We start from the raw sequence: 10237 nt of genomic DNA, 5'->3' as shown, positions 1-10237 counted from the left end.
TTGACACCCCACCAACGGGTCAAACCGTTGATAAATCAACATTTATAGAGGGAGGGATTACAATGGAAGATACTAACCAATTTGTTCAAAAATTAAAAGACGATCAAAAGAAGCAAGAAAAAAACAAAAAGCATGGTAAAGGACATCCGGAAGAAAAATTGCCTAATAAGCAACATTGATAAGGGAAAGAACTGCACTCAGAAATATAGGAGATGCAGTTCTTTTTATGTAATGGTAAATGCCCTTCTTTTCTATTACAAATCCTTTTTTTGCTATCACCTTTTCCAAGAGGCGGCATAATTTAGCAAAGGGTGAAGAAAGGAAAGGGGAAGATGCAATGAGAATTGAAAAAGTAATGACGTACTATGGGTATGATTTATTGATCAATGAAATCTTACATAAGAAATGCTTGAAATGTGAAAAGTGGTATAAATTTGAGAAAGAGTTGGGGTATTGTTATGCATGTATTAGGGAGATGGAGGAGAGGGTAAAACGATAATTTTGTCGTCTATCTGTTAAGGTTGTTAAACATCTTTATTTTGAAAAAGTTATTTGGTAACATTCGTCTATACTAGTACTAAGAAAATCCAGCTTATTTAATTTAGCTGTCACCTCTTTAGTTTTGAAAAAATAAAAAAATTTATGGAAAGAAGTAAAGATGCAAAATATACAAGATTATGTTAATATGTATGAAAACGGTTAACATATGATGTTTTACGGTTAAATAATATATAATTTTCGGGTGGTTATGATGAAAGTAAAATTAGAAGATGTAGCACAATTAGCGGGTGTTTCCCCAACAACAGTTTCACGCGTACTAAATAATAGGGGATATATAAGCGAAAAAACAAGAGGAAAAGTTGAACAGGCAATAAAAGATTTAAATTACTATCCAAATGATATTGCTCGTTCTCTTTTTAAAAAAAGGACTAATTTTATTGGACTCATTTTACCGACAATTAATAATCCCTTTTTTAGTGAACTGGCATTATATATAGAGAATATATGCTCAAACTATGATTTTAAGGTAATTCTCTGTAATAGCTTGGGGCAAGTTGCAAAAGAAAATTCATATGCAGAGATGCTTATTAGGCATCAAGTTGATGGAATAATTGTTTGTTCTTATAATAGGGGAATTGAAATTTATAAGAATACCAAACTTCCCATTGTTGCAATTGACCATTATTTATCACCAACCATTCCTGTAATTGGCTCTGATAACTATGAAGGCGGAAGACTAGCAGTACAACATTTACTTGATCAGGGCTGTAAATCAATCATTCATATAAATGGACCAATTGAGTTAGAAACTCCAACACAAAATAGAAGAAAAGCCTATGAAGACCAAGTTGATAATCCCATTACATATGAACTTACTAATCTATTTAATGAGGAAGCAACTGCAGAAACAATTAAGCAAATTTTTGTGGAACATCCTGAAACCGATGGGATTTTTGCTAGTGATGATTTAATAGCATCTACCTGTTTAAAAGTAGCGAATGAACTTGGGATTCTGGTTCCAAGTCAATTAAAAGTTGTAGGATATGATGGTACACAAAATGTGATGAGATTATTACCACAGTTAACCACAATTAAACAACCGATTGAGGAAATAGCACAAACCGCGGTATTAAGACTAATGGATATTATTAATGAAGTAAATGCGGATGAAAGAATGGAAATCATTTTACCTGTTCAATTATTGGAAAATGGAACAGCGGAATCTAATTAATAGAGTGAGGTATCTCAATCTTGCGTGTAAATAAAAAGTTAAACTATGCACAATTAACTTAGATCCTCACCTCGCTAAAATATAATCTTAAAAAAATAGATTGTATTTTTTTAAGATTGTATAAGTCAAGCGGTTGACACAATAAATGAAAGCGGTTAAAATTAATGTATCAAGCGGTTAGCATAAAATAATATGAAAGCGGTTGATATACATAATTCAAGAGGGGGAATTAAGATTGTGTCAAGCGGTTGACATCAATAGTTAATTAAAATTTTCTCTAAAAGGGGGCGATATAATATGTCAATTTCAGTACCTGAAAAGAAAACAACTAATAAGAGGACTTTTAAAACAAAAAAGGGAGTAATTTTTCCAATTGGAAAAAAAGAGAATTTTTTTCAATACTTTAGAAGCAATTATGCACTGTATTTATTTTTAGCACCTGCAATTATATTAACTATTATTTTTAAATATATCCCGATGTATGGGGCGGTAATTGCTTTTAAAGATTTTAGCCCAATGAAGGGAATTATGGGAAGTGACTGGTTAGGACTAGAGCATTTCAAAGATTTCTTAACTTCTCCTAATTTCGCAGACATTTTTATGAATACGCTTAAATTAAGTTTTTATGGATTGATAATTGGCTTTCCTGTACCAATTATTCTAGCGCTTAGTCTCAATCAAGTAAGGAGAGCGGCAATCAAGAAAAATATCCAATTAATATTGTATGCACCAAACTTTATATCCGTCGTTGTCATTACTGGAATGCTATTTATTTTTATGTCACCGACTGGACCAATAAATTCACTTTTGTCCATAATTAGCGATAAACCAGTTTCATTTATGACAGAGCCAGAATATTTTAGATCCATTTATATTTTATCTGGAATATGGCAAGCGGCAGGATGGTCGTCCATTATTTATGTGGCAGCACTTGCAAATGTCGATCCCCAATTGCATGATGCAGCAACAATTGATGGGGCAACGCTTTTACAAAGAATAAGACATATAGATCTTCCTACTCTTAAACCTATCATGGCGGTGTTATTTATTCTTGGAGCAGGCGGAATCATGGCAATAGGATTTGAGAAGGCTTATTTAATGCAAACTTCAATGAATCTACCAGCTTCAGAGATATTACCAACTTATGTGTATAAGGTTGGGTTACAGGCGGGGGATTATGCATACTCAACTGCGGTAGGATTATTTAACTCTGTTATCAATGTGATTTTACTTGTATTCGTGAATTTTGTAGTGAAAAAGTTAAATGAAGGCGAAGGTTTATATTAGAAAGGGGGAATGACCAATGAAAAATCATTCGAAAACAGATAAAATGCTTCTTTTTAGTAACAAAATCATTTTAGTATTCCTTATTTTGATAGTGTTATTACCATTACTCTATATTCTATTGGCTTCCTTTTTAGACCCAAATGCTCTGCTTAGTAAAGGGTTATCCTTAAATCCATCTGATTGGAGTGTGGAAGGTTATATACGAATTTTTCAAGATGAATTAATGATAAAAGGTTTTATCAACTCAGTCATTTATTCAGCAGGATTTACAGTAGTGACGGTTATTATTACGATATTTGCCGCATATCCGCTCTCTCTAGACGGATTTAGAGGAAAGAATGTAATCATGATATTTTTTCTAATTACAATGTTTTTTAATGGTGGATTAATTCCAACCTATTTAGTAGTAAAAGATTTAGGAATGCTTAATACTATCTGGTCTATTATTTTGCCAGGAGCGATTAGTGTTTGGAATATTATATTAGCAAGAACCTTTTTTAAAGGATTACCAAAAGAGCTATTTGAGGCAGCCAAAATAGATGGTGCTTCTGAATTGAAGATTTTTTTGAAAATCGTTTTACCATTGTCTAAACCTATCATTTTTGTAATTGCTCTATATGCCTTTGTTGGACAATGGAATTCCTACTTTGATGCAATGATATACCTAGAAAATCAAGAATTACATCCATTGCAATTGGTTTTAAGATCCATCTTGATTCAAAACCAAGTTCAGCCTGGGATGATTAGTGATCAATTAGCAATGGCTGAACTAAGTAAATTAGCTGAAAAAATTAAGTATGCTTCCATTGTAATTTCAAGTTTACCGCTTCTAATTATGTATCCATTCTTCCAAAAATACTTTGAAAAAGGTGTTATGGTAGGATCTCTAAAATAATTTAAAACAAAGCATATGGAGGGTTCATTTATGGGGAAAATCAATAAGCTTCTATCATCTTTTCTTGTTGTAGGACTTGTTCTGACAGGCTGTAGTGGCGAAAAGGCTAGCAAGAGTTCTTCTACGGAGGATTTAAAACTAACAGATGTTACTTTTCCTTTGGAAGAAAAAGCTACACTTCGTTTTATGACACAAAGCTCTGCTCTAGCTCCAACAGATCCAAATGAAAAGCTAATCTATCAAAGACTAGAAGAGCAGACAGGGGTTCATATTAATTGGAAAAACTATACAAAAGATCAATTTGTTGAAAAACGAAATTTAGCATTAGCAAGTGGAGAGTTGCCAGACGCTATATTGGATGCTGCTTTTAGCGATTATGATTTATTGAAATATGCAAAGGATGGAACCATTGTGCCAGTTGAGGATTTAATAGACCAATACATGCCTAATTTCAAGAAGGTTTTAGAACAGGCACCCGAATATAAGTCTATGATTACAGCGCCTGATGGCCATATTTATAGTTTTCCTTGGATTGAAGAGCTTGGAAGTGGAAAAAGTCGTATACAGGTAGTTGATTGTTTACCTTGGATAAATGTGGAGTGGCTAAATAATCTAGGGTTGAAAATGCCTACAACTACAGAGGAACTGAAAGAGGTACTGCTTGCTTTCAAAACACAAGATCCTAATGGCAATGGGGAAGCGGATGAAATACCACTGTCCTTTATTATTAATCAAGGAGGAGAAGATCTAGCCTTTCTATTTGCTTCATTTGGTTTGGGTGATAACTGGGATCATACGGTAGTGTCCAATGATGGAGAAGTTATTTTTACAGCTGCAGAAGAGGGTTATAAAGAAGCGCTGAAATTCTTTAATGAGCTAAATGAATTAGGCTTAATTGATGTAGAAGCATATGAACAGGATTGGAATAAATACGTAGCTAAAGGAAAAGATTCTAAATACGGTCTTTACTTTACATGGGATAAAGGAAATATTACTGGTATGAATGATACTTACGATGTTATGCCTCCTTTAGCTGGACCTTCTGGCGAAGTTAATGTGGCGCAAACAAATGGTTTCGGCCTAGACAGAGGAAGAATGGTTATCACAAGTGCGAATAAGAATTTAGAGTTAACAGCAAAATGGATTGACCAACTTTATGATCCACTTCAATCTGTTCAAAATAACTGGGGAACTTATGGTGATACTAAACAGCAAAATATTTTCGAATTTGATGAGGATGCTGGTATGTTAAAGCATCTTGCTTTAGAAGGTACAGCACCAGTTGAGCTAAGAGAAAAAACGAGTGTTGCAGGACCGTTAGCTATTCTAGATGAATATTACGATGTATATACAACAAAACCTGATGATGCTGCTTGGAGATTAAATATTTTAGAAGAGACAATAGTTCCACATATTAAAGCAGAGAACTTTTACCCGCCAGTATTTTTCTCATTGGAAGATGCTGATGAAAAGGCAAAAATTGAAACAGATTTATTCGCTTTTGTTAATAGAAAACGAGCTGAATGGATAGCAAATGGTAACATTGACGCAGAATGGGAAGATTACTTAAAAGAGCTAGAGAGACTGGGCTTAAGCACATGGCTACAAATTAAGCAAGATGGCTATGATAGAACAGTAAATTAATTGGAGGCATTAAATTGAAGATTACTAAACTCGAAAAGTATAGACCAGCCTTACATTTTTCTCCTAGAAAAAATTGGATGAATGATCCAAATGGCTTAGTCTTTTTTAAAGAGGAATATCATTTATTTTATCAACATAATCCGAATAGTGCTACTTGGGGTCCCATGCATTGGGGGCATGCAGTCAGTAAGAATTTAATTGAGTGGGATGAATTAAATATTGCTTTATATCCAGATGATAATGGCACAATTTTCTCTGGTAGTGCAGTGGTGGATTGGAATAATACAACTGGCTTTTTTGAAGAAGAACCTGGTTTGGTAGCTATTTTTACCCATCATTTAGAAGGGGATAACGGCAAGCAAGCTGTTCAGACACAAAGTTTAGCATATAGTTTAGATAAAGGAAGAACATGGAATAAATATGAAGGTAATCCTGTACTTGCTCACCCGTTAAAACCTGATTTTAGGGATCCAAAGGTTTTCTGGCATAAAGAAACGAATAAATGGATGATGGTTTTGGCTACTGGACAAACAATCTCTATTTACTCCTCTCCTAATTTAAAAGAATGGAAGTTTGAAAGTGAATTTGGAGACAATTGTGGTTCTCATGATGGCGTATGGGAATGTCCTGACTTATTTGAATTATCAATTGAAAATTCAAGTAATAAGAAGTGGGTGCTTATTGTCAGTATTGGAGATAATCCTAATTATGATGAAGGCTCACGCACTCAATATTTTGTTGGTTCATTTGATGGAAAAAAATTCAAACCTGAACATGAAGATATAAAATGGCTCGACTATGGAAAAGACAACTATGCTGGAGTAAGCTTTTCTGATATTCCTATGGAAGATGGCAGAAGAATATATCTTGGTTGGATGAGTAATTGGCGTTATGCCAATCAAGTTCCGACAGAAGGGTGGAGAAGCCAGATGACTCTACCTAGAGAACTTGAACTTTGTGAAAGGAATGGAGATTTTTATCTTGTGCAAAATGTAGTAAGAGAATTAGATAACTATTTTGATATAAAAGAAGAAAGAAAAGAAACTATTATTACTCAAAAGAAGCAAACTATTTTTGAAGTGGATGATGATTACGCAGAGATAATCTTAACATTAGAGAACATTAACGCAATTAGGTATGGTTTAACAATAGAACATGCAGATTCACAGTATACGACAATTACTATTGATGTAAAAGAGAATGTATTAAATCTATATCGTGAAAAATCTGGAGTAGTTGATTTTTCCGCTAATTTTTCTAAAGTACAAAGGATTCCCCTAAAAGAATCAAAACAACTTCATGTACGAATGATCATAGATTCATCTTCATTAGAATTATTTATAAATGGTGGAGAACAAGCATTAACAAGTTTAATATTCCCAGATAAAGCTTGTAAAAGAATGTCCTTGTTCGCAGAAGAAGGGAAAGTAAATCTAGTAAATGGAATGGTTTCCGTTCCTTCTAAAAATTAATGTATATGCGCGTAATAGCCAGAGGATTGGATGAATCTATCCTCTGGCTATTTTATGAATGGATAAACTACATCCATAAATAGCTTAAGTAAATGTATTTGATTCTTCATAAATTAATTGAAAATAAGTTAGTTAAGTAGGTGAATAAACATGATAGATGTAGTGGCATTAGGAGAAATTTTAATGGATTTTACTCCGCAAGGAACAAATGAACTAGGCTTTCCAATTCTGGTTGCAAATCCAGGTGGTGCTCCGGGCAATGTTCTAGTTGCATTATCTTGTCTAGGGATGCAAACAGAATTTATTGGATGTAGAGGTAGCGATTACTTTGGTGAACTTCTTGTTTCTACTTTACAGGACAAAGGGGTTCAAACGAATGGAATTACTTATTCAGATGTAAAAACTACGTTAGCATTTGTTCATATTGATCAGCAGGGAGATCGCTCATTTGATTTTTATAGACAACCTGGAGCAGATATGATGCTGTCAAAGAACGACATTGATTTTTCTCTCATTTCGAATGCTAGGATATTACATGTAGGTTCCATATCCATGACAAGCGAGCCATCGAGAGAAGCAACGTTAATAGCATTAAATTATGCTAAAGAACATAATAAGATTATTTCATTTGATCCGAATCTGCGCCCTCTTTTATGGGAAAGTTTAGTTGAGGCAAAAAAGCACATCGAAACAGTTATGCAATTTGCAGATATAGTAAAGGTTTCTGAAGAAGAATTAGAGTTTATAACTGGTATAAGGGAAATTTCCCTTGGTGCGAAACAGTTATATAAAATGTACAATCTACAGTTGCTTTTTGTAACGATGGGGGAAAAGGGGAGCTATGCATATGGAAAAGATGGTTTAGTATTTGTTCCTGGAATAGCTGTAAAAGCTATTGATACAACTGGATGTGGGGATGCTTTTATTGCTGGAGCTCTCTACGAACTATTAAAGAGGAAGTTACTAAACTTAGAAATAAAAGAAGAGACCCTGAAGCAAATTTTAACTTTTGGAAATGCAATGGGAGCTTACGTTGCAAAAAATAAAGGGGGAATACCTTCCATGCCTACTCTAAGTCAAATAGAAGAATTTATCTTAGCCAATCAAAAAAGTGGAAGTAAAATAACTGGTGTAAAAAGGAGGGAAAGGAGGGCTAAACAGGTTGACATATAATAGAATCTTACTAGTTGTATTATCTACTATATTTTTAATAACTGGTTGTAGTATTAATCAAATAGAGAAGGAAGGGGAAAATTTGGAGGCATTACGACCAGAGAAGATGGAAGCAGCCACTTCGGATTATTATACGGAATTATATCGACCCCAGTATCATTTTTCAACTCCTACAGGAAATTTAGCAGACCCTAATGGGCTTATCTATTTTGAAGGAGAGTATCATTTGTTCCATCAGAAAAATGGTAATTGGGCACATGCTGTAAGTAAGGATTTATTACACTGGGAGCATTTACCTGTTGCGTTAGAACATGATGCTTTAGGACAAGCGCTATCCGGTAGTGCAGTTGTTGATTGGAATGATTCAACAGGATTTTTTGGAGGGAAAGCAGGGTTAGTTGCCATTTATACAAATACAGAGGATGGAGAATCTCAAAGTGTTGCTTATAGCAAAGATAATGGGAGAACATGGGAAAGGTATAAAGGAAATCCAGTTATTTCAAACCCAGGAATAAAGGATTTTCGTGATCCAAAAGTATTTTGGCATGAAAGTACAAATAAATGGGTAATGGTTGTATCTACTAATCAAAGTGTGACATTCTATAACTCTGATAATTTGATTGACTGGGAGTTTCAAAGTCAATTTGGTGATAAAGAAGGCTCCCATGTAGCTGTTTGGGAATGTCCTGATTTATTTGAATTGCCAGTCGATGGTGATTTGAATAATCAGAAATGGGTGTTGCATGTTAGTATTGGAGATAATGATGAAACCAATGGTTCTACTGCTCAATATTTTATTGGTGAATTTGACGGAACACGGTTTATTAATGATAATGCTCCGGAAACAATATTGACAACAGACTATGGTCAAGATTTTTATGCTGCTCAATCATTTTCTGACATAGCAAAAAAAGATGGTCGTAGAATATGGTTAGGATGGATGGCGAACTGGAGATATCCTTATCAATCTCCAACTGAACCCTGGATGGGATCTATGTCTATTCCTCGTCAACTTTCATTGAAAACTGTTGAAGATGGAAGTATTAAATTATTCCAAGAACCAATTAATGAATTAGAAAGTTTACGTGTTAATCACGTTCCTATTGATTCATTAGAAGTAGAAGGGGAGCAAAATATTAATGATTTTTCCGGTACTAATTATGAATTTGAAGCAGTACTAGAATGGAATGATGTGGAAGAATTTGGTATTAGAGTTCGACAATCAGATAGTGAAGACACTGTTATTGGTGTGAATACTAATGAGAATAAAATATTCCTAGACAGGTCTCGTGCTGGGCTAGAAACATTACTTGATCGTAATGGAAACGCATTCCAATTCGGTAATAACCATGTAACTACTTTTACCCCTAATACAAAACGAATAACAATTAGAGGTTTTGTTGATGAGTCTTCAATTGAAATGTTTATTAATGACGGAGAATATGTCTTTACCAATTTAATCTATTCTCAACCTACTAGTGGGGGCATTCAGTTGTATACAAAAGGTGGAAAAGTAAAGATTGTGTCGCTAGACTTTTATCATTTATATTCAACATGGAGGGAACGACCAAAAGAAAATGAAGTCGAGCGCATTGTGGTAAGTTCTGAATATATAACGCTTAAAGTGGGAGAAAGCCAAACAATCGATGCTCATTTAAAGCCTGATTGGGTCAAAGCTAATGCTCAGTTTATTTGGGACTTAGAAGAACAAGACACAATTGAGAGGACAGAAGTTGATGAGAAGAGCATTTCAGTTAAAGCATTAAAACCGGGAGTAACAAATATACTGGTTAAGCATTCTCAAACAGAGCTTACTAAGGAAATAAGAGTAAGGGTATTAAGATAATAAATTAATTGAAACATTATACTTCTTTTAAAAGCACTTTTCCTGAATAAGGAAAAGTGCTTTTAAATGGTGAAACTAAGGAAGATAGTAGATTATCAATTGTGTGTTTCAGAACACATTTTCAATTAAGGCATTCAGAATAGAGTGTCAGGCACTAGTTATGGACAAATGTCTTTTTATGGTGCCTG

Annotated in this window: 8 protein-coding genes; all 8 read left to right on the top strand. The window is 34.1% G+C overall.

Annotated features, from left to right (window positions below; translation table 11 throughout):
- Positions 1 to 62: 62 nt before the first annotated feature.
- The 8 genes from RTL21_RS21265 to RTL21_RS21230 all read left to right on the top strand — a co-directional run bounded on the left by RTL21_RS21265 (position 63) and on the right by RTL21_RS21230 (position 10049).
- Entirely contained in the window at positions 63 to 179 is a 117-nt protein-coding gene (locus RTL21_RS21265; RefSeq protein WP_312098888.1) for a DUF4023 family protein, read from the top strand.
- A 572-nt stretch (positions 180 to 751) separates the two neighbouring features.
- Positions 752 to 1732: a LacI family DNA-binding transcriptional regulator gene (locus RTL21_RS21260; protein WP_312098886.1), complete on the top strand. Its 981-nt coding sequence runs from the start codon at positions 752 to 754 to the stop codon at positions 1730 to 1732.
- Between the two features lie 297 nt (positions 1733 to 2029).
- Entirely contained in the window at positions 2030 to 3019 is a 990-nt protein-coding gene (locus RTL21_RS21255; RefSeq protein ID WP_312098884.1) for an ABC transporter permease, read from the top strand.
- Between the two features lie 16 nt (positions 3020 to 3035).
- Entirely contained in the window at positions 3036 to 3914 is an 879-nt protein-coding gene (locus RTL21_RS21250; RefSeq protein WP_312098882.1) for a carbohydrate ABC transporter permease, read from the top strand.
- Positions 3915 to 3944: 30 nt separating this feature from the next.
- Entirely contained in the window at positions 3945 to 5558 is a 1614-nt protein-coding gene (locus RTL21_RS21245) for an ABC transporter substrate-binding protein (protein ID WP_312098880.1), read from the top strand.
- 14 nt (positions 5559 to 5572) lie between these two features.
- On the top strand, positions 5573 to 7030 hold the full coding sequence (locus RTL21_RS21240) for a glycoside hydrolase family 32 protein (RefSeq protein WP_312098878.1): 1458 nt from the start codon (positions 5573 to 5575) through the stop codon (positions 7028 to 7030).
- Positions 7031 to 7180: 150 nt separating this feature from the next.
- The gene (locus tag RTL21_RS21235; RefSeq protein ID WP_312098876.1) at positions 7181 to 8203 is read left to right on the top strand and encodes a carbohydrate kinase family protein; all 1023 of its coding nucleotides are present in this window, start codon (positions 7181 to 7183) and stop codon (positions 8201 to 8203) included.
- On the top strand, positions 8193 to 10049 hold the full coding sequence (locus RTL21_RS21230; protein WP_312098874.1) for a glycoside hydrolase family 32 protein: 1857 nt from the start codon (positions 8193 to 8195) through the stop codon (positions 10047 to 10049). The genes RTL21_RS21235 and RTL21_RS21230 overlap by 11 nt, the downstream gene beginning before the upstream one ends.
- Positions 10050 to 10237 lie beyond the last annotated feature (188 nt).

Source organism: Niallia sp., assembly GCF_031978665.1.
GTDB lineage: Bacteria > Bacillota > Bacilli > Bacillales > Cytobacillaceae > Niallia.
Note: the sequence above shows the minus strand (reverse complement) of the source record. Positions and strands in the feature narration are given on the sequence as shown.

Bases quoted from the DNA above. Each gene is read 5' to 3' on its own strand.
- RTL21_RS21235 (WP_312098876.1), top strand. From the start codon at position 7,181: ATGATAGATGTAGTGGCATTAGGAGAAATTTTAATGGATTTTACTCCG.
- RTL21_RS21255 (WP_312098884.1), top strand. From the start codon at position 2,030: ATGTCAATTTCAGTACCTGAAAAGAAAACAACTAATAAGAGGACTTTT.
- RTL21_RS21245 (WP_312098880.1), top strand. From the start codon at position 3,945: ATGGGGAAAATCAATAAGCTTCTATCATCTTTTCTTGTTGTAGGACTT.
- RTL21_RS21265 (WP_312098888.1), top strand. From the start codon at position 63: ATGGAAGATACTAACCAATTTGTTCAAAAATTAAAAGACGATCAAAAG.
- RTL21_RS21250 (WP_312098882.1), top strand. From the start codon at position 3,036: ATGAAAAATCATTCGAAAACAGATAAAATGCTTCTTTTTAGTAACAAA.
- RTL21_RS21260 (WP_312098886.1), top strand. From the start codon at position 752: ATGAAAGTAAAATTAGAAGATGTAGCACAATTAGCGGGTGTTTCCCCA.